The following is a 23,563-nucleotide window of genomic DNA, read 5'->3' as shown; positions in this document are numbered from 1 at the left end:
TGTGTGGTTTTTCTGACAGCCGTTTCGCCACCTCTCAAGTACCCCGACCGGGCAAGCGACCGTAGCCTTTCGCGAAAGTCGCTATTCAGTTCATCAAAGAATCTCGGGGATTCGCGTGATCAGAATCGTTGCGTCGGCACTGGCCGTGCTCACCGCTGTCGCCATGGTGGCCATCGCCGCACCGGGGGTCAGTTCGGCGCAGCCCGCGGTCGCGCAATCCTCCGTCGGCGCCTCTCCCGATCTGTCCGAACCCGGGCCCTTCCGGGTCACCGCGACCGCGCGGGTTGCTCCCTGCCGAGGTCCCGGTGCCGCCGAGCAGATCCGCAGCGTCCGCGAGCAGGGAGCCCGTTCGCCTCTGCTGTGTACCTCCGCCGCACCGATTGGCTCCGGGCCCGACACCGGTGTCGACGTCTACTCACCCGACGGTGCGCCCGGTCGCCGCCCGCTTGTCGTGCTCGTCGGCGGTAGCGGTGCCAACCCCGGCTACTTCGTCCGGATGGTGACCCACTGGGCGAGTCACGGGTTCGTCGTCGCGGTGGCCTACGACGCCCGGGAGATCGCACCCGAGAGCGTGTTCACCGGCATCCGGCGTGCGGTCGCCGCCACGAACGACCCACGCTCGCCGCTGTACGGCCGGATCGACCCGTCACGGGTCGTCCTCGCCGGCCACTCCGCCGGTGCCACCAAGGCGCTCGAGTCCGCGAGCCTCATCGCCTCTCCCCCTCTGCAGGTCATCACCGATCGCCTCCCGCTCACTGTCGCCTCCGGGGTCCGGGTGGTCGGGGTCCTCGCGATGGCGCCCGACATCTACACCCTGCCCGGACCATCGCGCACACCGACGCTGATCACCACCGGCACCGACGACCGCACCGCGTCGCCGAACCTATTGCGCCCCATCATCGTCGATCGTCCGGCCGCGCCGACGTGGTTCACCGTGGCGCGCGGCGCTCCCCACCTCGCCGCGGTCGATCCGGTGGCCGACTACCCGCTGACCCGTATCGGGTTGGCGTTCCTGGAGTTCGTGACGGGCAGCGACACGTACTGCCGCGCCTTCGTCGGCGCCTACCCTCCGGTGCTCACCGATCCTGTTCTCGCCGTGTCCGTTCGCAACGCAGCGGCGCGATCACTGGCCTGCACACGCTGACCATCCCCGCCGACCGGAGGACACACCTTGCCCCGCATCCTGGTCATGACCTCGCCCGCACGTGGCGTGATGTACCCGATCGTCGAGACGCTTCTGGAGCTCCGCGACCGCGGGCACGACATCCACATGATCACCATCGCCGACGAGGTGCCGATGCTGCGCGGCCTGGGACTGTCGGCCTCGCCGCTGCCGCCCGAGATCGACGAGGCGCTACCGGGTGACTGGCGGGGCGACGACACGCGGACACCGAACTCGCTGACCGACCGACTGCTGTCGCGGATCGACGCCGAGTTCACGCACCTCACCGCCGCTGTGGCCGATCATCGCCCGGACATGATCCTCACCGACGTGGTGGCCACCGGCGCCCAGTGCGCGGCCGAGGCGTCGGGCCTTCCGTGGGCCATCTGGAGCGCGACCTTCCTGCCGCTGTTCACCACCGACGGGCCGCCGATCGGGTTGGGGCTCACGCCTCGCGACGGACGACTTCCGCACCTGCGGGACGCGGTCATCGCCCATGCGGCGCAGGGTATCTGGGACGTCACGTTCCGACGAAAGTTCAACCGCGCACGACGCGGGTTCGGCCTCCCCGAGCTCCGGCATTGCGACGGTGTCATCCGTCGGGCGCCTCTGGTCCTGAGCCTGTGCGGTGCGCCGCTCGAGCGCCCTCGCGTCGATTGGCCGCCCAGCGTGACGATGGTCGGACCGTCGCTGTGGGCCCCGCCCGGCGACCGCGACCCCCGCATCGACGCGATCGACGGCCCGATCGCCCTGGTGACCTGCTCCACCGAACTGCAGGCCGACCAGACGCTGGCCACCACCGCGCTCGAGGCCCTCGCCGGGACCGGGATGCACGCGGTCGTCACCACCGGCGCGCTCGACCCCGATCAGTTCGTCGCCGGACCCGACGCCACCGTGGTGCGGTTCCTCCCCCACGAACAGGTACTCGACCGGGCATCGGTGGTGATCAGTCACGGCGGGATGGGCATCACGCAGAAGGCGCTGGCCCGCGGCATCCCGATGGTGATCGCACCGTTCGGACGCGATCAGCGCGATGTCGCCGCGCGGGTGGACGCAGCCGGGTCGGGGGTGCGTATCGAACCGCGCAGCATGACGGCTCGATCTCTCCGCGATGCGGTGTCGACCGCCCTCGGGCGCCGTGACCGGGCTCGGCAGATCGCGGCCATCGCACCGGCACAGGGGTCGGCCGATCGCGCCGCGACCTGCATCGAGACGACGCTGCACAGCGGCACCGCATCGGTGGGCACGGTTTTCACCCGGGCTGAACCGACCACATCCGCGGGGACCGCCGCGTCGAATATGCTGTGAACGGCAACTGCGGTTGTGGCCGCCCGGATCACCGGGCGACCACAGGCGTGAATCCCCCAACGAACGCACGACCCCGACCCAGGAGCGGCCGATGTCCGGTGAGCGGCGATCCGACGCCCGGCGTGCGATGCGCCGCGCGAACGCCCGGCACCACCGTGGCGCGAACCCGCTCGAGCGCGAGATCGACATCACCGAACGTCGTATGCACCGGCTGGTGGTCCTCGTCGGCATGATCCTGCTGCCGCTGGCGATCGTGCCCGGCATCCTGATCTGGAGCTCCCATCAGGACGACCCGCCGCAGAAGCGCATCGACACCGTGAGTGCGACGACCGACCTCGGTTCGGCGGCCGTCACCCCGATCACCTCGACCATCGGTTCCGACGAGTCGAACAAGGTGCCCGCGCACTGGACCTACAAGGGCGCCGCGAAGTCCGGGGTCATCACGGTCCCGCCCGGCACCGCAGCCGGCAGCTCTTTGCTGCTCACCGTCGACCAGGACGGCCGCCCCACCCCGCCGATGCCGTTGCGCGCCGACGCCGGCGTGACGGCGGTCGCGGTGGTCATCGTGCTCATCGGCCTGGTGATCGCCACGCTGCTGGCGCTGCAGAACTGGATCCGCACGCACTGCGACCGCAAGCGGGACATCATGTGGGACAACGCCATCGCGAGGTTCTTCGCTCCGGAGTGACCGCGGTTGCGGTGAGCGCGCAACGTCACTCCAGCCTGTTGCCGTCGGAGTCCCAGTGCGACTCCACCTTCTTGCTCGGCTGTACCCGCGGGGGCTCGCCCTTCTGCTTCGGGTAGTCCGGCGGGAAATTGAGTTCGCCGCCGGGCAACGTCTCCCACAGTTCGAGCAGTGGCTCGATCGAGTACGCCTGCGAGTCGATCTCCGACCACGGATCGCCGTCGGCCAGGTAGTCGGGGACGGTCGTGAGAGTGAAGTCCCTCGGGTCGGTGACCTCGGCGAGCCGCTCCCAGGTGACCGGTGTGCTCACCGGCGCCCCGGGCTGCGCCCGCAGGCTCCACGCACTGGCGATGGTCCGATCGCGGAGGTTCTGGTTGTAATCGAGGAACAGGCGGGTGCCGCGTTCCTCCTTCCACCACGCGGTCGTCACGCCGTCGTCGCGGCGCTCGAGCTCGCGGCCCAGTCCGATCGCCGCGTGGCGTACCTCGTTGAACGTCCACCGCGGCTCGATGCGCACGTAGATGTGGACGCCCCGGTTACCGCTGGTCTTGGGGAAGCCCCGCAGACCGTGTTCGGCCAGCAGCTCCCTCAGCACATCGGCGACGCGTTGGGCGTCGGAGAACGACGTGCCGGGCTGCGGATCCAGATCGATGCGGAGTTCGTCGGGGTGGTCCACGTCGGGGCGGCGTACCGGCCAGGGGTGGAAGGTCAGGGCACCCATCTGTGCGGCCCACACCAACGACGCGGGCTCGGTGGGGCATAGCTCGTCAGCCTTGCGTCCGCTCGGGAACGCGATCGACACGGTGTCGACAAAATCGGGCGCGCCCTTGGGAAGTCGCTTCTGATAGAAACCGTCGCCCTCGCGATCCTGCGGTCCGGTGGCCAGGCGCATGCCCTCGCGCCACCCGTCGGGCCACCGTTCCATGGCGGTCGGTCGTTCGCCGATCGCGGCCATGAGGGCGTCACCGACCGTGGCGAAGTACTCGCACACCTCGAGTTTGGTGATGTCGGGAGTGCGATCGGTCGCGTCGTAGACGACGCGGTCGGGGCTCGAGACGCGCACCTCGCGGTCGCCGACGGCCACCATCGCCGCTGGTGTCTTCGCCATCAATCGGCCCCTTCCAGCACATCGTGCAGGTCGTAGGTGAGCGGGACCTCGAGCTGGTCGTACCCGCAGCTCTCGGGGTCGCGGTCGGGGCGCCATCGCTGGAACCTCACGGTGTGCCGGAATCGCTCCTTCTCCATCTGGTCGTAGCCGACCTCGACCACCAGCTCGGGACGGATCGGGATCCACTCGCCGGTGCCTGCGGAGTTCCAGCGGTTCGGCTCGCCCCGCGCGGTGTGGTCGGGGTCGAGCCGCATGGGCTCGAACTGCTCCTGCAGTTCGACGCGTTTGGCGTCGGTGAACGCACTCGATCCGCCGACGCTGCGCAGCTGCCCGTCCTGGTAGAGCCCGAGCAACATCGATCCGACGCCGGTGCCGCTCTTGTGTACCCGGTAGCCGATGACCACGCAGTCGGCGGTGCGTTTGTGCTTGACCTTCAGCATCTCTCGCTTGCCGCCGACGTAGCCACCCTCGATGCGTTTGCTGACGACCCCGTCGAGTCCGGCGCCCTCGAAGGCACTGAACCAGTCGATCGCGGTCTGCGAATCGGTGGTCACTCGGCTCACCCGGAGGAGACCCGCGCCCGGTATCGCCTCGGTCAGCGCCTCGCGCCGCACTCGGAAGGGTTCGCCGGTGAGGTCGCGGTCGCCGAGGGCGAGGGCGTCGAACCCGATGAACATGGCCGGGGTGGTGTCGGCGAGCATCTGCACCCGCGAGTCGGCGGGGTGGATCCGTTGACTGAGCGAGTCCCAGTCGAGCCGGCGGACGCCGCCGATCTCGGCCTGCACGCCGATCTCACCGTCGACGACGACCCGATTCGGGAGTTCGGTGCGAGCCGCCTCGACGAGTTCGGGGAAGTAGCGCGCGAGATCTTTCCCGCTGCGTGAACCCATCACCACCTCGTCGCCGTCACGGAAGATCAGTGCCCGGAACCCGTCCCACTTGGGCTCGTGCGACCACGCGATGCCATCGTCGGGCTGGGCGGGCACGGCGGTGACCGCCTTGGCGAGCATCGGCGCGACAGGTGGCATGACGGGGAGGTCCACGCCCCCATGGTCTCACTCACCCCGCCCCCGACGCTGCAGAAGGCGCCGGTAGGTGCTGAGTGCGCTGACGACGCGCCGCGAGCCAAGGATGCTGACTACGCGACGTGCTCCGGAGATGCTGACTGTGTGGAAACGGCCGTCGAGTGTGTGAGTCATGGTTGCTGACTGTGTGGAAACGGTCGTCGAGTGTGCTGACAGCTCACCGCACGCCGACGACGAAACAACGCACACTCGGCGGCCGGCTTCCGCACCGTCAGCGGCAGTAGAACCCAACCATCCGTACGAAATACGTTCACAGTGAACAACATTCACCAAATTTAAGCCCCCACACCTCGAACACGCGTGCTAGAATAGACGTACAGTCACACCCGGGGAGGGGGCGTACCGTGAGCGATCTCGTAGCGGATTACGCTGCCCTGGAACAGATCTTGGATAGAATCGCTGCATCCGACTCAACGTCGTGCGACGCGGAGACCGTCGCCGAGCTGGCGATCCGCCACGAACACAACATCCGCCGAATGGAATCCATCGGCAACCAGCGCATCGTCGAGGTCTCCGACCGCGACGCCCACAAGACCGTGGGATGCGTGACGGTCACCGAGTTCCTGCAGACGAAACTGCGGATCACCCACCCCAAGAAACGGTTACAGGCGGTGCAGGCGTTGGAACCGATGCACGCGATGACCGGTGAGAAACTGCCGCCGGTGTGCCCGAACACCGCTCGCGAGTTGGCCGCCGGAACCATCGGACCCGACCACGTTCACGCGGTGTTGGACGTCATGGCCAAGATGCCCGCTGCGGTCGAGCCCGAGCAGCGGGCGCGTGCCGAGGAAACTCTCGCCGAGTTCGCGACGACGTTGACGCCTAGAGAGATCGGTGCGGTTGGAACACGGATCCTCGCCCACCTCGATCCCGACGGCAGATTGACCGACGACCGCGATCGCGCCCGGAACCGGAAACTGAACCTCGGGTGCCAGGACTCGCAGTTGATGTCGAAGCTGACCGCGACGCTGGATCCGATCACACGTGCTCTGTTCGACGTCGTCCTCGCGAAATGGGCGGCTCCCGGGATGAACAATCCCGACGACGATCAGTCACCGAAAGGCGATCACGCCGACGCCGACCCGCAGTTGCTGAAAGATGCGGCTGACCGAGACTGCCGCAGTCAGAGCCAACGCAACCACGACGCCCTCAAGGCCCTGCTGGACGCCGCCGTGAACGGTGGACTCGTCGGCGGCTCGCATCGTGGTTTGCCGCCGCAGATCATCGTGTCCATCACCGACGCACAGTTGCGCGAACACGCCGGTGTCGCACGCACCGCGACCGGTAGCGACCTGCCCATCAGCGACGTCGTGAAATTGGCCGCCGACGCGCAAGTCCACCTCGCGGTGTTCAGTGACATCACCAACGAGCCGTTGTTCTTCGGCCGCGGCCGGCGCCTCGCCTCACAAGCGCAGCGCTTGATGGCCTTCGCCCAGTACAAGGGCTGCAGCAAGGACGACTGCACGACACCGTTCGCCCACACAGAAATGCACCACGCCGAACAGGACTGGGCCGACGGCGGACTCGCCGACTCTCCGCACATGGCCCCCGCATGCGGACGCCACAACCGGGCCGTCGGTCCCGAACCGCATCAGTGGAGCACCGAGAAGATCACCGACGGTCCCGACAAGGGCCGCTACGGCTGGCGCCGCAACACCGACCCACCCGACCAGCTCCGCGCCAACCACCTGCACCGGGTCGACGAACTGCTCCAACAGCATTCGACGAGTAGTGACCCGTGGGTCGAACCTCCAAACATCGAAGAACCGCCGCCACAGGTCCTCGATGTCGAATACCCGCGTGCGCCACGCGTCGACATCACATGGCCGGATGCTCCGCTGTACCGAGCTGCCTCGTAGGTAGTTGCGTTCTACCGCCGCTGACTGTGCGGAAAGTCGGCGTCGAGTGTGCGCTGTATGACTGTCGACTTACGCGACGCGGTCAGCACACTCGACTGAACTTTCCACACACTCAGCACCACCGCGCGACTGAACTTTCCACACACTCAGCCCCCCATCGCTCGGCTCGACTTTCCACACACTCAGCCTCGACTTCCGCGACCGTACGTTTTTGCAGACAGTCGGCACGGTCGGCGGCGCGGTTACGCTCGATGTCATGGCGAACTCGATCCGGCCGATCGTGCTGGCATTGATCCGGCGGCCCTCCGACGGCGCCCTCCTCGTCACCGGCCACGGCATCGGGACCGACGACCCGCGCGTCCGCCCACTCGGCGGCGGCATCGAGTTCGGCGAGTCCGCGCGCACCGCGCTCGACCGCGAGGTCACCGAAGAGCTCGGTGTCACCGTTGCGTCCGCGACACTCCTCGAGGTGTTCGAGAACCTCTTCACCGCCGACGGCGAGATCGGCCACGAGATCGTGTTCACCTTCGACGCCGAGCTCCACGACTCCCCCGTCGACCGCGATCGGTTCCCGATCTTCGATGCCCCTCACGAGATCGCGTTCTGGTGGCACCCCACCGACACCACCGCCCGGCTCGTGCCCGCCGAGCTCGCCCACCTCGTCGAACGAACGAACCGATGATTCAGACACCCGGGGCGGGCCGATACGCGCCGTCACCCTCGGGCGACCTGCACATCGGGAACCTTCGTACGGCGCTGCTCGCATGGTTGTTCGCCCGCAGCACCGAGCGACGCTTCGTCCTGCGCATCGAGGACCTCGACGACCGCTCGCGCGACGCCGTCGCCGACGCCCAACTCGGCGACCTGTGCGCGCTCGGCATCGAGTGGGACGACGATCCGACCGTGCAATCACGACGCACCCACGTCTACGACGCCGTGATCGACGACCTCACCGCGGCGGGCCGCACGTTCGAGTGCTTCTGCAGCCGCCGCGAGATCCACGCCGCCACCACCGCACCCCACGCCCCGCCGGGTTCCTACCCCGGCACCTGCCGCGACCTCGGCGAGGCCGACCGGGCCGCCCGACGCGCCGCCGGCCGCGACCCCGCCATCCGATTGAGAAGCGATACAAGCTCTTTCACGATCACCGACACCCTGTGCGGCGAGTTCACCGGCGCCGTGGACGACTTCGTGCTCCGCCGCGGCGACGGCACCGCCGCCTACAACCTCGCCGTCGTGATCGACGACGGCGCCGAAGGCGTCGACCAGGTGGTCCGCGCCGACGACCTGCTGACCTCGGCCCCGCGACAGGCATACCTGGCCACGCTGATCGGGGTGCCCATCCCGCAGTACGCGCACGTGCCCCTGGTGCTCAACACCTCCGGGTCCCGCCTGGCCAAGCGCGACGGCGCCGTCACGCGCGCCGACCTCGCCATGGTCGGCGTCGACGACACACGGCTGCTGTCCCTGCTGGCGTCGTCGCTGAATCTCGGCACCGTCGGCGAAAACCTCACCGCGAACGACGTTCTCCGTCGATTCGATCCTGCGCGCCTCCCGAACGGCCCGTGGATTCTCGATCCCGACGACCTCTGGTGATCGACGATCAACGACGTGCGATCGCGAACCTCCTCGTCGTCGCTGATTTCCTCGGTGTCCGATTGGTTCTGATTTAGACTGGCGGCCACGCGGACCACACCCCGGCACGCGTCGAAACGAGAGGACGTCACATGACCGGACCCCAGTACCCGGGCCAGAATCCGGAGGGTCAGGATCCTCAGTACGGGTCGCCCCAACCCGGGCAACCCCAGTACGGACAACCTCAGTACGGCCAGCCCCAATACGGTCAGCCCCAGTACGGTCAGCCCCAGTACCCGGCTCCCGACCTGTCGAAGGGTGGCGCCGAGGGTTCCTACCCGCCGCCCGGGCAGTACCCGCCCCCGCCGCCGGTGGGCCAGCAGCAGTACGGCGAGCAGGGCATCTACTCGACCTCGGGTCAGCCGGCCGGCGCCGGTGTCCGCCTGGGTGCGCGCATCATCGACGGCCTCATCGTCGGCATCCCGGTCGCCATCGTCGAGGGCATCATCGGTGTGGCCGCGAACTACGCCGTCTACTACGTGGTGTCGGTGATCCTGAGCTTCGCGGCGATCCTCTACTTCACGTACTTCGAATCCCGGAAGGGCGCGACCCTCGGCAAGCAGCTGCTGAAGCTGCGCACCGTCGGACCCGACGGCAACATCCCGGCACAGGACATCGCCTTCAAACGGAACATCTGGCTGCTCCTCTCGGTGCTGTCGTCGCTCCTGGCGTTCATCTTCTTCCTCCCGTTCCTCGTCGGGCTGGCGACTCTGGGTGTGCTGATCGCCATCGGCGTGACCATCAGCAACGACCCGAACAAGCAGGGACTGCACGACAAGTTCGCGGGCGGAACCCGCGTCGTGCGCGTCTGACCTGACACCGAACACAGCGCCCCGCAGACGATCTCGTCTGCGGGGCGCTGCGCGTTGTGAAAGGTGCTGGGCCTACCGAAGTTTGACAGGCGCAACGGGCTTGCCGGTGAACATCCGGAAGCCATAGGCCTGCGCGATCGCGGCGATCGGTGCGGTCACCACGACGCCGACGTAGCAGATGACCGCTCCGATGCCACCGATGATCCCGGTCAGCAGGAACAGCACGAACACATCGCCGAAACGACCCGTGGCGAGACGGAAACTGGCCTTGATGGCCTCCACCGGCGACAGACCGTCGTCGACCACGAAGTAGAGGGTGTTCGCGAGCAGGAACCCGGCGATGATGCCCGGCAGATAGAACAGCGCCAGACCGATACCCACGATGAGTCCGACGATGAGCGACGCGACGATGACATCGCCGAGCTTGCGGAACCGGAACATCGAGCCGAACTGCGCCCGTTGACCGGCGACCTCCTGCAGTGCACCCTGGATCGCCGCGGCCTGGAACACGAAGAAGATGGCGACGAGCACCACGAAGAACACCGCGCTGAGCGCGATGAACCCGACCGAGAAACCGGTGCTCGTCGAGTCGACCGAATCCGACGCGAACGCCGCGCCCACGATGGCGAAGAAATAGATCACGAATGCGACCGCGATGACCGCGAAGTTCAGGACGAAGAACCCGATCCACGTTCCCGGATTGTCCTTGAACCGCTCCCATCCGACGCTGATGGCGTCACCGACCGAGTACTGGGTGGGCGGCGGGGTGAACCCGGGAGGCCCGCCGTAGCCGGGTGCACCGCCGAAACCACCGGGCGGCGGGTACGCCCCGGGAGGCGGCGGAGGGTATGCCCCGGGCGGCGGAGGTGGATACGAACCCTGTTGTGGCGGTGGGTATGCGCCGGGCGGGGGATACGACCCCTGCGGCGGCGGAGGGTACGAGCCCGGGGGCGGGTATCCACCCGGGGGCTGGTCACCGGACGGATCGGGCTGCTTGCGCAACGGGTCGTCAGAGGGCGGGTACGTCATGGCATTCCTGTCTCGATGCGATGGGCGTCAGGCTCTTTCTGTACAAAAGACTAGAGCCACCGACCCCCTGAGATGGGTGTGCGCACGCCGTGTTCGGCCGATCGACCTAACTGCTCCCGGCGTAGTAGCGCGCCAGGAACGCGTCGCGGTACTCGATGTAGTTGCCGTCCTCGATGGCCTGGCGCGCCCGGTCCACCAGCGTCACGATGAAGTGCTCGTTGTGGATGGTGCACAGCGTCGAGGCCAGTCCCTCCTTGGCCTTGAACAGGTGGTGGATGTAGGCGCGGCTGTACTGCGTCGAATAGTTCTCGAGTTCGGGTTCCATCGGCGAGAAGTCGGCGCGGAAGCGACTGTTGGTGATGTTGTAGCGACCGTCGAACGAGTAGATCGCCCCGTTGCGCGCCACCCGCGACGGCGACACACAGTCGAAGGTGTCGATGCCGTTCTCGATGGCGGTGAAGATGTCGTCGGGTTCGCTGATCCCCAAGAGGTGTTTGGCCGTATCCCTGGGCAGTTCGTCGTTGACCCACCCGACGATCTGTCCCAGGTTCTCCTTCTCGAGCGCCCCTCCGATGCCGTACCCGCCGAATCCGCGCCCGCCGGCGTCCTGGTCGCGGCGGCTCGCCTCCATCAGTCCGCGTGCGGCAGCACGCCGTAGGTCCTCGTACTGCGCGCCCTGCACCACACCCCACAGCGACTGCAGCGGCCGGTCGTGCCGTTCGCGGGTGAGGCGGTTGTGTTCGTCGAGGCATCGGATGGCCCACAGGCGGGTGCGTTCGAGTGAATCCACCTGGTAGGCGCGGGTGTTCATCAGCGTGGTCAGCTCGTCGAAGGCGAAGATGATGTCGGCACCGAGCTGGTGCTGGATCTGCATCGACACCTCCGGACTGAACCGGTGGGTGGTGCCGTCGAGATGGGATTTGAACGTGACGCCGTCGTCGTCGACGCGGGCGAGTCGCTCCTTGCCCGGCGCGATGACGTCGTCGTTCTCGGTCTCTCGCACCTCCATCGAGATGACCTTCTTGAACCCCACGCCCAGCGACATCACCTGGAACCCGCCGCTGTCGGTGTAGGTGGGACCGGGCCAGTTCATGAACCGACCCAATCCGCCTGCGGCGTCCACGATCTCGGGACCCGGCTGCAGATAGAGGTGATAGGCGTTGGCCAGCACCGCCTGCGCACCGAGATCGGCCACCGCCTCGGGCACCACGGTCTTCACCGTCGCCTTGGTGCCGACGGGGATGAACGCCGGCGTGCGGATGTCACCGTGCGGGGTGCGGATGACCCCGGTGCGACCGAGGGTCCCCGCGAGCTCGGTGCCGAACACGAAGCTGTGGTCGGGGGTGGTGGCGCTGCGGTCGGTGGTGTCGGGATCGGGGATGTCGGGGTCGGTCACGACTCCCGATCATCCCAGACCGACACCGCCCCGCACCTCCTCTTACCGTGGGGCATCACACGGGGGCGCGGGGGCGTCCTCGAAGAAGGGCTTGCCCGCGGGCAGCAGGTACAGCACGTCGAGCACCACCGGCGACGACGTCAGGTTGCGGCCTACGTGGGTGTTCTTCTCGCCCTCGGGTTCGACGATCAGCTGGCCCTGGCGGTAGACGACCGGCTTGCAGTCGGCTCCCGGGTGGGTGAGCGTGCCCTGTTTGACGATCCCGATGAGTCGACCGTCGTGGAAGTGCCATCCCGTGGTTCCGCCCGGCGCGATCGTGATCTCGCGGACCGTCGCCTTCCCCGGCCCGGTGATGAACGGCAGGAGGCCGGCGGGGATGTCGGCCCGGGCCAGTTCGACCGCGCTGATGCCCGAACTGGGTGTGGCGTGCGCGGTGGTGACGGGAACGGCGAGTGCGACCAGGGCGACTGCCGCCGCGATGCCGAGCCGCCGGGACATCGATGTGATGCGGGTCACTGTCATCGGGTCAGACTAGACCCGCGACAACGGCGACGATCGCCGCGATCTCTCGCTGCCATCGTCGCCGTCCCCCGAGCTCACCGCGAGGGCATGTCCACGTCTGGGGTCAGACGCCGACCTTCTCGCGGTGCCGGCCGCCGTCCGGTGTCGTCTCGGCGAGGTACTCGCCCAGCTTCTCGCCTTCGACATCGACATTCGGCAGGATTCGGTCGAGCCACTTCGGCAGCCACCACGCCTTGTCACCGAGCAGCGCGAGCGCGGCCGGGATGACGATCATGCGGATGATGAAGGCGTCGAAGAAGACCGCTGCGGCGAGGGCGAAGCCCATCGACTTGATCAGCGAGTTGTCCTGCAGCATGAAGGCCGCGAACACCGAGATCATGATCGTCGCCGCCGCCGCGACCACCCGGGCGCTGTGCCCGAAGCCCTTCTTGATCGCGTCCCTCGCCGAGGCGCCGTGGACGTACTCCTCGCGCATCCGGGTCACCAGGAACACCTGATAGTCCATCGCGAGGCCGAACACGATGCCGATGAGGAAGATCGGCAGGAAGCTCACGATCGGTTGCGGGTTGCCGATGAGCCCCAGGTCGCCGTTCTGGAAGATGGCGACCGTGGCGCCGAAGGTGGCGATGATGCTGAGCAGGAACCCGAGCGCCGCGGTGAGCGGGACCAGGATCGAGCGGAACACCAGCATCAGCAGGATGAACGCGAGACCCACGACCACCGCGAGATACGGGATGAGTGACTGCGAGAGTCGGTCGGACACATCACTTTCGATGGCGGTCTGACCGGTCACCCCGTAGGTGACACCGTCGGCGCGGGTGATGCCCGACTCCGCCGACCGCAGGTCCTTCACCAACTGCTGGGTGTCGCTCGAGCTCGGGCCGCTGTTGGGCAGCACCGTGATCACCGCGGCATCGCCGGCCTTGTTCACATCGCCGGGGCTCACCAGCGCGGTCTTCACGTCGGGGAGCTGCTTGATCTTCGTGACGACGCTGTTGAACGCGGCGTTGCGGGCGTTCGGATCCGAGACTCCCGAGGCGTTCGCCACCACGACCAGTGGACCGTTCTGGCCGGGACCGAAGCCCTCGGCCACGAGGTCGTAGGCCTTGCGGGGCGACGTCGACGGATCGGAGGTGCCGTCGTTGGGCAGCGCCAGCTTCAGACCGACCATCGGTGCGGCGATCACACCGAGGACCACGACACCGAGCACGAGGGCCACGGCCGGGTGCTTCACGACCTGGTTGACGAACCGCGAACCGTTCGACACGCGCGGCGCCGTCGAGCCCGCCGACTTCGGGGTGTCGGGTGCGTTGAGGAACCCGATGGAGCCTGCGAACGCCTTGCCGCCGAACAGTCCGAGCACCGCGGGCAGCAAGGTGAGCGCGACGAGGACGGCGACGAGCACCGTGACCGCGGCCGCGAGGCCCATGGCGGTGAGGAACGGGATGTTGACGATCGACAGCGCCGACAGGGCGATGATCACCGTCAGGCCGGCGAACACGACCGCCGATCCCGCCGTGCCGACCGCGCGTCCCGCGGCCTCGGCCCGGGTCTTCGACTCCAGGAGCTCGTGTCGATAACGGGAGACGATGAACAGCGCGTAGTCGATGCCGACCGCGAGGCCGATCATCGTCGCGAGAATCGGGGTCTCCTCGCTGAGGCTGAAGAAGCCCGACGCTGCGCTGACGCCCATGAGTCCGATGACGAGACCGACCAGAGCGGTCAGGATCGGCATGCCCCAGGCGACGAACGACCCGAACGTGATGATGAGGACGACAACGGCCACGCCGACACCGATGAGCTCGGAGGTGACACCGATGGCCGGCTGCGGCAGCGCGGTGCCGCTCATCTCGACGGTCAGGCCCGCGTTGCGGGCCGCGTCGGCGACGGCGGTCTGCTGGTCATGCGCCTTGTCGGAGACGTCGGTCGCCTGGGTCGCGGTGTAGGAGGCGCCGAGCTGCGCCACGGTGGCGTTCGCGTTGATCGGCGACGATGCGGCGGCGTCGGCTCGCGCCTGCGCGTCGGACTTGCCGAAGGTGTCCTTCTGGAAGTCGACGGAGGTCTGGACCACTTTGCCCGGATCGCTCGGCGTCCCGAACGCCTCGGGGCTGAACGGGTTGACGATGGAGTCGGGCGCCTTGACGCCGTCGAACTGCTTCATCGAGGTGACCATCGTGTCGATGGCGGGCTGGTAGTCCAGCAGGGTCTTGCCCTCCGGCGCCTTCAGCACGTACTTGATGCTGATGTCCTGCGAGAATTTCGGCTTCTCGGGGAAGCTCGAGACCAGGCTGTCCTGAGCCTTCTCCGACGGGATGCCGGGGATGGAGAAGCTCGAACTCGACGGGCCGGCGAGGGTCGATCCCGCCACGCCCATGCCGACCAGGATCAGCATCCAGATGCCGATGACCTTGAATTTGTTCGTGAACGCCCACTTGCCGATGCGGTACAAGTATGTGGCCATGGATTCTTTCCTGTTCGACGACGGATGTCGTTGGTGGTGAGTTGGTTTCGGGCGTCCTGGTCGGTGCTCGAGGAATCAGGGATCGGGTAGCGGCGCGGCCATCCCGGTGCGGATCTGTTCGAAGGTGCGCTGCAGCGTCGCGCGCAGCGCCTCCGGCGCAACCTCACCGTCGAGGTGGTCCTCGAGGGCGACGCGGATACCGACCGCGGCGCACCCCAGGACGAGTCGCGCGTACGTCAATCCACCGGGACCGATGGACCGCTGCTCGCACAGCGCCTCGAACCGCGCGACGATCGGGTCGATCCCGCCGTCACGGCTCTTCTTCATCGCGATGGACGGTTCGGTGTCCATCAGCGTCATCAGGTGCGCGAGCGCCCGGGGGTCGCCGTCGCGGTCGCAGATCACCTCGATGAACGCCGCAGCGGCCGAGTCCCAGAACCCCTCGTCTCCGGGACGCGCCTCCAGTGCGGTGAAGATCCGATCGATGACCTCGCTCAGGTAGAAGCGCAGCGCGTCTTCCTTGCCCGCGAAGTAGTTGTGGAACGTGCGCGGCGAGACGCCGACCTCGGCGGCGACCGCCTCCACCGAGACGCTGTCGAAACCCTCCGCCTCCGACAGACGCAGCACGGCGACGGCGAGCGCCTGCCGCGTCGCCGCCTTCTTCGTCTCCCGAAGTCCCGAGGTCATGCCATCGATCATGACCGAACTTGCGCAATCCTGCAATTTTTCCGACGCACGCACTTTTGCGTGATCGGTCACTGTGCCGCCGAGAAGTGACCGGGGTCGCACCGACGCCGTTCGATACGGTGGCGTCCATGCTGATGCACCGAGTCCGGGCGGTCGTCATGATCGCCGCCGCGACCGCCGCCCTGGGTCTCGCCGCGTGTGGCGACTCCGGCGACACCACCGCGCAGAGCTCCTCGACCACCGCGGCACCCGACGCCTCGGGGTCGGCCACCTCGGGATCAGACGCCTCGGGAGCAGCGGTCGACCCGAACGCGCCCACCACGACCGATCCGAGCGCGACGGCGGTCCCCGGCCCCCGACTGCCGGCAGCCACCTCTGTCCCGCCGTCGAAGGCGGCGCCGTCCATCGCCGGCACCCGGTGCGACACCGCCAACGGACCCGAGGGTGCTCTGCGGGTCGTGATCTTCCCGGGCGGTTCGGTCGACTGCGGCACCGTGATGCCGGTCGCCCGCACCTACGGCCCGACCATCTCCACCGGGCGCAACCGCACCGTCGACGGCTGGTCCTGCGGCCCGTCGCAGACCACCGGCGTGCTCGCCCGCTGCACTCGCGGCGAGTCCTCGTTCGGCTTCATCCCCCAGTGACGTCAGTTCCGGGCGTCAGATCCGGGAGGTTCCGCGCGAGTCGACGCCTCGTCAGGCGACGGTCATCGACAGTTCGTCGAGCGCCGACCGCAGCAGATCCACGTACTCGTCGGCATCGGGCACCGCGTCGGGTGACGTGAGCACCCCGAGGGTCACCGTGGTCCCCAGTCCGTAGATGCCGAGCCCGATACCGATGTCGGGCGACAGACACGGGAACCCGGCCACCATGACCGCCGGAGCACCGGACAACTCCATGTCGGCGTCGCCGCAGTTCACACTCGTCACCGACATGTGCGCGGGCACGAACTCGGTCCGCACCCCCCGTGCGCGTCCGCGACGCAGATACCTCGAGAGAATCGGCCACGGAACCGATTCGACGAGCCGCAGCATCGTGATGGTGTCAGGGCTGACCAGGCGTCGGCGTTCGGCGCCGAGCGACGACCGAATCGCCTCGGCACGATCGAGCGCAGTGGACGATGCGACCCCGAGTCCGACCACCGCGGTGGCAAATCGATTGTCCCCCAACCATTGCGCCCCCTCACGCACCGCGACCGGCACAGCGGCGGCGAGGGAATCCGGCGCCTCGCCGCGGCGGATCAGCAGGCGTTCGGTGGCGAGCGACGCGGCGCACAACGCGAGCTGGGTGACCGTGAACCGCTGCGACGCCGAGATGCGGCGCGGGATCGGTAGAACGGTCACATCGCGAACCCCGGCACCGCAGGTGTTGATCGATGCGCGGCGCAGGGGCGCGGTCGGTGGATCCTCGCTGTCCGACGACCGCGCCGAACGGCGTCCCGCGACGGCGGTCGCCACCAGTGCCGACGGCAGACGCACGAGACGCCCGAACGCCCGACCGACGTCACGGAGTCGCCACCCCACCGCGCCGGGTTCGTGGGGCTCGGAGGCGGCGGCGATCTCGGCGTCCGCGGGGTGCGGCGTACGACCGAAGAGGGCGCGCAACAACGCGGCGCCGCCGAGTCCGTCGGTCAACACGTGGCTGAACCGCACGAACACGATCGTGGCGCGACCGTCGACGTCCGGCACGCCGACGACGTCGGGGGCGATGTGGAGCTGCCACGGGGTGCGGGTCGCGTCCAGGGTCGACCCGAGGAGTTCCTCGATCCGGTCGACACATGTCGACCACTGACGGGTCGCCTCCGGTGTCGAGCACGTCGAGTCCTCGTCGACGAGCCGGTGCACACACTCGCCCATGTCGGCGGCGTGGTGCACCCACCGCGGATAGTCGATGCCGGCCGGACTCTCGGCGAGCCGCTTGTTCAGCGCAGGTATCGCGGCGGACCGATCGGCGATGACCTCGACCAGCTTCTCCCACGTGGGAGCGGCGGCAGGCCCTGCAGTCGCGAAGGCGAGCAGGAAGTACTGGTCCGTGGGCATCGCATCGGAGGTTCCAAACCAGAAAAGTGAATCTTTAGGATCTACAACAACTGCCATCGAACCACCATACGGCGGCCCCTCACGACAAATCCCCCGCCCGCGCATCGCGCGAACGGGGGATCTGGTGGCGGTGGCGGGGGGATTTGAACCCCCGGTACGGGGTTACCGCACACAGCATTTCGAGTGCTGCACCTTCGGCCGCTCGGACACGCCACCGCCGAAGACACTACCGCAGGACCCCGGTGAGCCTAAATCCGCTGCTCAGAGCCGTGCAGTGCCGGCGGGGTCACTTGCCGGTGAGCTTGTCCTTGACGTCGTCGATCTTGCCCTTGACCGCATCGGCGGCGTCGGCGATCTTCTGCTTGGTGTCGGCGGAGGCCTGGTCGCCCTTGCCCTCGGCCTTCAGCTCGTCGTCGCCGGTCACGCTGCCGGCGGCTTCCTTGCCGCGTCCCTTGAGTTCTTCGGCCTTGTTCTTGGCGTCGTCGGTGATGCCCATGGTTCATCCCTTCGTCGAGCGTGCGGGGGCCTCTGCTTCGGCGGTTCTCCTACCGCCACAACCCTCGGGGTCGACGCGCGACCCCCCTCCACCGTGCCACGCCGCCGGCGCAGCGGCCATGATGCGATCACCCGGATCGGTGCGCTCGGAAGAACTCGTGGAGCAGCGCGGCGCACTCGGCCTCCCGGACACCCGCCCGGACCTGCGGTCGGTGGGTGAGACGGCGATCGCGGACGAGATCCCAGAGCGAGCCCACCGCGCCGGTCTTCGGTTCCCACGCACCGAACACGAGTCGGCCGATCCGCGCCGAGGTGATCGCACCGGCACACATCACGCAGGGTTCGAGGGTGACGACCAGGGTGCAGCCCTCGAGTCGCCAACCGTCCCCGAGGACGGCCGCCGCGGCCCGCAGCGCGCGGATCTCCGCGTGGGCGGTCGGGTCACCGTCGCGTTCACGGGCGTTGCCACTGCGGGCGATCTCACGCAGGTCGGCGTCGAACACGACGGCCCCCACCGGGACATCGTCCACACCCGACGTTGTCGCGGCCTCGAGCGCCACGGCCATCAGGTCCGCATCGTTCGGTGTCATGGGTCGGTCGGCCTCAGCGCGTGGGATCCGCGTAGGTCAGTGACCGAGCTTGTCGAGGACGCGGCCGAGTTCGTCGGCGAAGCCGAGACGTGCGGCGATCATCCCGATCTGCTCGTCGGCGTAGAGGTCGGTGTCCCCGACGATCACGCTCATCACCGAGTCGGGCAGACCGAGGTCGGCGAGCACCCCGAGGTCGCCCTCCTCCCACGGCTCGACGTCGTCGAGGTCGTCGGAATCGATGTCGGGGACGTCGATGTTGATGGCGTCGAGGACGTCGGCGGCGATGTCATAGTCGATGGCGGCGGTCGCGTCGGAGACCAGCAACCGCGAACCCGACGGGGCCGGCCGGATCACCACGAAGAACTCGTCGTCCACATCGAGCAGACCGAAGACCGCTCCGGCGCTACGCATCTGCTTCAGCGATTTCTCGGCGTCGTCGAGGCTGCTCAGCGCTGCGTTGTCCATCGCGGAGACGGTCCACTTGCCCTCTTCGCGAACCACTGCGACGGCGAAACCATCCAGATCGTCCGAACTCGCAGCAGCCATGTGCGACACCGTAGTCGCACCGTCGGAGTTATCCCAAGCGATGGCCCTGACGGCACCTGCAGGACTCTTTCCGCAGGTGCGACACGATGTGCCACGCTGAGGGCATGTCGGCCGACACCCCATCGCGCACCACCGCATCCCAGGACACGTCGAGGGCCACCGCACCTCTGTGCGTGCTGGGCCTCGGCCTCATCGGCGGCTCGCTGCTGCGCGCGGTGGCCGACTCGGGGCGCACCGCGTTCGGCCACAACCGATCCACGGCGACGGTCACCGAGGCCACCGCGGCGGGTTACGACGCCGACGACGACCTCGAACGCACGCTGCGCCGCGCCGCCGCGACCGACGCGCTGATCGTGGTCGCAGTACCGGTGACCGCGGTCGACCCGGTTCTCGACGCCATCGCACGATGGGCACCGGAGTGTGCGATCACCGACGTCATCAGCGTCAAACAGGCTGTCGCACAGTCGGTTTTGCGAGCCGGTCTGTCGGCGCGATGGGTCGGCGGGCACCCGATGGCCGGTACGTCGCAGTCGGGGTGGGCGGCCACCGACCCCGGACTGTTCGCCGGGGCGAGCTGGGTGGTCGCCGCCGACGACGGCGTCGACCCGGGCATCTGGACCGACGTCGCCGACCTCGCCCTGTCGGTGGGAGCGGTCGTGGTCCCGGTGGAGACCGACGAACACGACCGTGTCGTCGCGGCGATCTCGCATCTGCCGCACGTGACCGCGGCGATCACCGCGGCAGTCGCCGGGGGCGACGGACAGCTCGCCCTGCGCCTGGCCGCGGGCAGCTTCCGCGACGGCACGCGGGTCGCGGGCACCGCGGTGCCGTTACAGCGGGCGATGCTCGAGGCCAACACGACAGCGCTGGTGAGCGCGATGGACGAGGCGCTCGACCGCCTGACCCGTGCACGCGACGACCTGCGCGACACCGGTTCGGTCGAACTCGTCGTCGACGACGGCCACCGCGTCCGCACCCGCTGGGAGGCGATGACCTCGACACCGGCGCAGCCGATCACGGGCGTGACGGTCGGCGAATCGGGATGGGCGGCGGAACTACGCCGTCAGGCGCACCTCGGCCGCGTGTGGACCACCGAGTCGCGGACTCAGATCCGCTCGGCGAGTCCCTCGTAGTCCCGGACGAAACCGGTGTCGTCGGTGGAGATGGACGACGAACCGACAGGTGACTGCACGGCGATCGCATCGGCGGACGAGTCGTAGCTCACCGTCGCCGGGGCGACCGAGCCCTCGGGGAGGTAGAGGTAGACGACCGGGACCTGGATCTGCGTCGGGTTCCGGTGCAGGTCGAGACGGCGGATCGGCAGGGCGTTGAAGAACGGGCTCAGCACGAGATCGACGTCCTGCGCTCCACCGAAGTCGCTACGCTCCGTGCCCTGCGGGGTCTGCACCAACCAGTTGTTCTCGCCATCGCGGGTGATCGAGATCTGCGTCTCGCCACCCGCCCGGGCAAGGTGCACCGACAGCCGTCGGGTGACACCCGCATCGTTGGTGAGCAGGTCATAGGTGGCCGAGAACGCCTCGTGGGTGTCGGTGGCCGCGCCGATGACCTGTCCGAACGCCTTCACGCGCAGACCGGTCACCTGCACGCGGACCTGCTCGAGCCGGGTCGCGTCGACGCCGCGCCAGGTGAAGACCTTCTTGAAGTCGTCGGACGACGACGACACCTCGGTCACGTCACGCTGGGCGTCGTGGGCGGTCACATCGCGGTCGGTCGCACCCGGGGCTGCAGGCGCGGATCCCGATGTCGGGGAAACCTGTGGAGAACTCACGCCTCTACGGTAGGCGACCGAGGCCGCTCGCGAACAACCGTCGGCCGAACCCATCGCGCCGGGCTGCGCACTCAGCGGCGACGGGCCGTGACCACCACGTAGGGCGAGTCGAAGGCGATGGCGCCGTCGGCGTCGGTGTGGGGTGCGAGCGCCACCTCGAACGCCGACATCAACCGGTCGTGCTGCATCTCGCTGACCCGGTGCAGCACATCGACGTGCATCGGCGACTCCTCGGAGATGAAGTGCAACGCGGTCTCGAGGGTGCCGAAGCGCCACGTGTGCACGCGATGGTCGATCTCGACGGTGTCGAAGTCGCCCGCGAGCCGGGCGTGGACGGTGTCGGGCACGCCCCAGTCGTCGGGCGAGTGATCAGCACCCTCGGGGCGCGGCCGCCCGAGCACCGACACGATGGGGTCGTAGAAGGGGTTGTGCGTGGCACGTACCCACGAGGTGAAGCCGAGCGTGCCGTCGGCGCGGAGCAGGCGGGCGATCTCGGCGACCTGCGCGGCCGGCTCCACGAAGATGATGCCCATGCTCGACAGGATCACGTCGGCGGAGTCGTCGGGCAGCCCCGTCGCCGAGGCGTCGGCGCGCACCCAGGTGATCGGATCTGATTGCGCCGCGTCGGCTTTCGCGGCGGCGAGGCCGAGCAGATCGGCGGTGATGTCCACACCGGTGACGCGGGCGCCGGCTTTCGCGGCACCCAGTGCGACCGAACCGGTGCCACACGCGAGGTCGACGACATCGCGGCCCTGCAGCGGACGGAGATCGTCGACCGTCGCGACGAGTTCGGCGGCGACACCGGCTATCCGTTCGCCGACCGCCTCGTACCGTCCCCGCGCCCACATCTGCTGTGTTGCCCCGTCACCGGTACCACCGTCGGCCGCCATGGACCCACCCTAGTCGCGCGGTTCGATCGGTATGCGCACCTCGAACGTGGTGGCACCGGGCTCCGATTCCACCCGCAGACTGCCCTTGTGCTTCTTCACCACGATGCGCCAGGAGATGTCGAGACCGAGCCCGGTGCCCTGTCCGACGGGCTTGGTGGTGAAGAACGGTTCGAAGATGCGGTCGCGGATGTCGGCGTCGATGCCCGGCCCGGTGTCGCCGATCTGGATGAGCGCGGTGTCGCCCTCGCGTCGCGTGCGGACGGTGAGTGTGCCCGCGCCGTCCATGGCGGCCACCGCGTTGTCGATGAGGTTGGTCCACACCTGGTTCAGCTCGGCCGCGTACATCGGGATCGCCGGCAGTGCGGGGTCGTACTCCTTGACGACCGTGAGGTCACCGATCTTGCGCCCCAGCATCACCAGGGTGCTGTCGAGCAGCTCCCGCAGATCGGCCCGCTGATAGGGGGCGCGGTCCATCTGCGAGTACTGCTTGGCCGCGTCGACCAGGGTCGACACCCGCGTGGTGGAGTCGGCGATCTCGTTCATCAGCAGCTCGGTCTCGACGGTGTAGTTCAGCCACCGGATCGCGCTCTCGAGCAGGACATCGTCATCGACACCCGCACGGACCTTGTCCAGCCAGGCGACATCCATCCCGGCGGCGACGAACGTCGGAGCGAGATCCCAGCCACCGGCCACACCGCGGGCGTCGAACCAGTCGGCGAGCTCGTCCTCGCGGTCGGCGGCCTCCATCGGCGAGAGCGTCGGCGCCTTCGCGACGAGCTCGGCCGCCTCGTCCTGCAGCCGGATGAGACTGGCCATCGTCTCGTGGTCGTAGGTGCCCGACGCGATCATGCCGAGCTTGCGGCGCATGTGCGACACCCGGTCCCGCAGGCTCGCCGTCGCACGGACGGCGGCCGCGGCAGGGTTGTTGAGCTCGTGGGTCAGACCCGCCGACAGCGAGCCGAGAGCGAGGAGCCGCTCGCGCTGGTCCATGATCTGTCGCGAGTTCTGGTTGCCGAAGAAGAGGCCCTCCAGCAGGTGGACGGCCATCGGGAACCACTCGCGGACCAGCCGGCCGAACACGTCGGCGTCGAGGACGAAGAACCGCGACGGCACGAGTACCCGCGCCGAGGCCGGGTACGTCTGCGCCGCCCGCTCACCCAGATATGCCTGCCACGCACCCGAGTACACGCCCGGCTGCGAGGTGCGACTGATCTCGATGTCCTCACCCCCGGACAGCTTGCTCATCACCATCTCGCCGGAGATGAGCACGTAGAAGCACGTGGCGTCGTCGCCCTCGGCGTACACCGGACCCGTTTCAATGAGCTCGACATGACCGTTCTCGCACAGGGTCTCGAGCTGTGACCGGTCGAGCTTCTCGAACAGGAAGAGCGTCCGCAGTTCGTCGGGACTGCACGTGGTGGGTGTCATGGTCGTCTGATTTCTTCGAGTGGGTGTCGGATTCGGT

23 protein-coding genes and 1 tRNA gene are annotated in these 23,563 nt (G+C 68.2%); 9 read left to right on the top strand and 15 right to left on the bottom strand.

All coding sequences use genetic code 11. From position 1 onward, the window contains the following. Positions 1-115: 115 nt before the first annotated feature. The 3 genes from ASG12_RS03130 (at position 116) to ASG12_RS03120 (ending at position 3,158) form a co-directional block, all read left to right on the top strand. Positions 116-1,144, top strand: a complete 1,029-nt coding sequence (locus tag ASG12_RS03130) for a poly(ethylene terephthalate) hydrolase family protein (RefSeq protein WP_156377899.1) — start codon at positions 116-118, stop codon at positions 1,142-1,144. A 45-nt stretch (positions 1,145-1,189) separates the two neighbouring features. Next, positions 1,190-2,470 (top strand): glycosyltransferase, encoded by a 1,281-nt coding sequence (locus tag ASG12_RS03125; protein ID WP_055785050.1) that lies wholly within the window; start codon positions 1,190-1,192, stop codon positions 2,468-2,470. Positions 2,471-2,561: 91 nt separating this feature from the next. After that, positions 2,562-3,158 (top strand): Rv1733c family protein, encoded by a 597-nt coding sequence (locus ASG12_RS03120; protein ID WP_055785046.1) that lies wholly within the window; start codon positions 2,562-2,564, stop codon positions 3,156-3,158. Between the two features lie 25 nt (positions 3,159-3,183). On the opposite strand, the gene ASG12_RS03115 is transcribed toward ASG12_RS03120, so the two are convergent. Both ASG12_RS03115 and ASG12_RS03110 read right to left on the bottom strand, forming a co-directional pair. Next, positions 3,184-4,263: a DNA polymerase domain-containing protein gene (locus ASG12_RS03115; RefSeq protein WP_200932720.1), complete on the bottom strand. Its 1,080-nt coding sequence runs from the start codon at positions 4,261-4,263 to the stop codon at positions 3,184-3,186. Next, positions 4,263-5,306 (bottom strand): ATP-dependent DNA ligase, encoded by a 1,044-nt coding sequence (locus tag ASG12_RS03110; RefSeq protein ID WP_268810420.1) that lies wholly within the window; start codon positions 5,304-5,306, stop codon positions 4,263-4,265. Before ASG12_RS03110 ends, ASG12_RS03115 begins: the two co-directional genes overlap by 1 nt. A gap of 275 nt (positions 5,307-5,581) precedes the next feature. On the opposite strand from ASG12_RS03110, the gene ASG12_RS03105 reads away from it, so the two are divergent. From ASG12_RS03105 to ASG12_RS03090, 4 genes are all read left to right on the top strand, one after another. Further along, positions 5,582-7,207 (top strand): DUF222 domain-containing protein, encoded by a 1,626-nt coding sequence (locus ASG12_RS03105; protein WP_443089080.1) that lies wholly within the window; start codon positions 5,582-5,584, stop codon positions 7,205-7,207. A gap of 256 nt (positions 7,208-7,463) precedes the next feature. Next, on the top strand, positions 7,464-7,889 hold the full coding sequence (locus ASG12_RS03100; protein WP_055785038.1) for an NUDIX domain-containing protein: 426 nt from the start codon (positions 7,464-7,466) through the stop codon (positions 7,887-7,889). Next, positions 7,886-8,803 (top strand): tRNA glutamyl-Q(34) synthetase GluQRS, encoded by a 918-nt coding sequence (gene gluQRS, locus ASG12_RS03095; protein WP_055785035.1) that lies wholly within the window; start codon positions 7,886-7,888, stop codon positions 8,801-8,803. Before ASG12_RS03100 ends, gluQRS begins: the two co-directional genes overlap by 4 nt. Before the next feature lie 131 nt (positions 8,804-8,934). Further along, positions 8,935-9,654 (top strand): RDD family protein, encoded by a 720-nt coding sequence (locus ASG12_RS03090; RefSeq protein WP_055785032.1) that lies wholly within the window; start codon positions 8,935-8,937, stop codon positions 9,652-9,654. Positions 9,655-9,726: 72 nt separating this feature from the next. Here ASG12_RS03090 and ASG12_RS03085 read toward each other — a convergent pair whose 3' ends face one another. The 5 genes from ASG12_RS03085 to ASG12_RS03065 all read right to left on the bottom strand — a co-directional run bounded on the left by ASG12_RS03085 (position 9,727) and on the right by ASG12_RS03065 (position 15,749). Next, positions 9,727-10,683 carry a hypothetical protein gene (locus ASG12_RS03085; RefSeq protein ID WP_055785030.1) on the bottom strand — a complete coding sequence of 319 codons (957 nt, stop codon included), beginning with the start codon at positions 10,681-10,683 and terminating at the stop codon, positions 9,727-9,729. 106 nt (positions 10,684-10,789) lie between these two features. Beyond that, on the bottom strand, positions 10,790-12,079 hold the full coding sequence (gene tgt, locus ASG12_RS03080) for a tRNA guanosine(34) transglycosylase Tgt (RefSeq protein ID WP_082501602.1): 1,290 nt from the start codon (positions 12,077-12,079) through the stop codon (positions 10,790-10,792). A 42-nt stretch (positions 12,080-12,121) separates the two neighbouring features. Further along, complete coding sequence (locus tag ASG12_RS03075) at positions 12,122-12,601, bottom strand: cupin domain-containing protein (RefSeq protein ID WP_156377898.1); 480 nt, start codon at positions 12,599-12,601, stop codon at positions 12,122-12,124. Between the two features lie 103 nt (positions 12,602-12,704). After that, positions 12,705-15,062: an MMPL family transporter gene (locus tag ASG12_RS03070; protein WP_055785027.1), complete on the bottom strand. Its 2,358-nt coding sequence runs from the start codon at positions 15,060-15,062 to the stop codon at positions 12,705-12,707. A gap of 75 nt (positions 15,063-15,137) precedes the next feature. Then, positions 15,138-15,749 carry a TetR/AcrR family transcriptional regulator gene (locus ASG12_RS03065; protein ID WP_055785023.1) on the bottom strand — a complete coding sequence of 204 codons (612 nt, stop codon included), beginning with the start codon at positions 15,747-15,749 and terminating at the stop codon, positions 15,138-15,140. 128 nt (positions 15,750-15,877) lie between these two features. Here ASG12_RS03065 and ASG12_RS03060 point away from each other — a divergent pair, with 128 nt between their 5' ends. Next, the gene (locus ASG12_RS03060) at positions 15,878-16,393 is read left to right on the top strand and encodes a hypothetical protein (RefSeq protein WP_055785020.1); all 516 of its coding nucleotides are present in this window, start codon (positions 15,878-15,880) and stop codon (positions 16,391-16,393) included. Positions 16,394-16,444: 51 nt separating this feature from the next. Here ASG12_RS03060 and ASG12_RS03055 read toward each other — a convergent pair whose 3' ends face one another. From ASG12_RS03055 to ASG12_RS03035, 5 genes are all read right to left on the bottom strand, one after another. Further along, entirely contained in the window at positions 16,445-17,845 is a 1,401-nt protein-coding gene (locus tag ASG12_RS03055) for a wax ester/triacylglycerol synthase domain-containing protein (protein ID WP_268810418.1), read from the bottom strand. Positions 17,846-17,913: 68 nt separating this feature from the next. Beyond that, positions 17,914-18,004 (bottom strand) — tRNA-Ser (locus tag ASG12_RS03050). Between the two features lie 70 nt (positions 18,005-18,074). Then, on the bottom strand, positions 18,075-18,284 hold the full coding sequence (locus tag ASG12_RS03045; RefSeq protein WP_045824786.1) for a CsbD family protein: 210 nt from the start codon (positions 18,282-18,284) through the stop codon (positions 18,075-18,077). Between the two features lie 127 nt (positions 18,285-18,411). Then, positions 18,412-18,873 carry a nucleoside deaminase gene (locus ASG12_RS03040; protein ID WP_055785013.1) on the bottom strand — a complete coding sequence of 154 codons (462 nt, stop codon included), beginning with the start codon at positions 18,871-18,873 and terminating at the stop codon, positions 18,412-18,414. Positions 18,874-18,909: 36 nt separating this feature from the next. Next, positions 18,910-19,419 carry a tRNA adenosine deaminase-associated protein gene (locus ASG12_RS03035; RefSeq protein ID WP_045824805.1) on the bottom strand — a complete coding sequence of 170 codons (510 nt, stop codon included), beginning with the start codon at positions 19,417-19,419 and terminating at the stop codon, positions 18,910-18,912. 104 nt (positions 19,420-19,523) lie between these two features. Here ASG12_RS03035 and ASG12_RS03030 point away from each other — a divergent pair, with 104 nt between their 5' ends. Next, complete coding sequence (locus ASG12_RS03030) at positions 19,524-20,552, top strand: prephenate dehydrogenase (RefSeq protein ID WP_055785010.1); 1,029 nt, start codon at positions 19,524-19,526, stop codon at positions 20,550-20,552. Here the strand turns inward: ASG12_RS03030 and ASG12_RS03025 are convergent. The 3 genes from ASG12_RS03025 to ASG12_RS03015 form a co-directional block, all read right to left on the bottom strand. Beyond that, complete coding sequence (locus ASG12_RS03025) at positions 20,525-21,208, bottom strand: putative glycolipid-binding domain-containing protein (RefSeq protein WP_235455941.1); 684 nt, start codon at positions 21,206-21,208, stop codon at positions 20,525-20,527. The genes ASG12_RS03030 and ASG12_RS03025 overlap by 28 nt on opposite strands. A gap of 71 nt (positions 21,209-21,279) precedes the next feature. Then, positions 21,280-22,098 carry a class I SAM-dependent methyltransferase gene (locus tag ASG12_RS03020; RefSeq protein WP_082501597.1) on the bottom strand — a complete coding sequence of 273 codons (819 nt, stop codon included), beginning with the start codon at positions 22,096-22,098 and terminating at the stop codon, positions 21,280-21,282. Positions 22,099-22,107: 9 nt separating this feature from the next. After that, positions 22,108-23,526 (bottom strand): ATP-binding protein, encoded by a 1,419-nt coding sequence (locus ASG12_RS03015; RefSeq protein ID WP_055785004.1) that lies wholly within the window; start codon positions 23,524-23,526, stop codon positions 22,108-22,110. Between the last annotated feature and the right edge of the window lie 37 nt (positions 23,527-23,563).

It is taken from the genome of Williamsia sp. Leaf354, assembly GCF_001424365.1.
In the GTDB taxonomy this organism is placed as follows: Bacteria; Actinomycetota; Actinomycetes; order Mycobacteriales; family Mycobacteriaceae; genus Williamsia_A.
The sequence above is the reverse complement of the archived record's forward strand: the minus strand, read 5'-3'. Positions and strand labels throughout refer to the sequence as shown.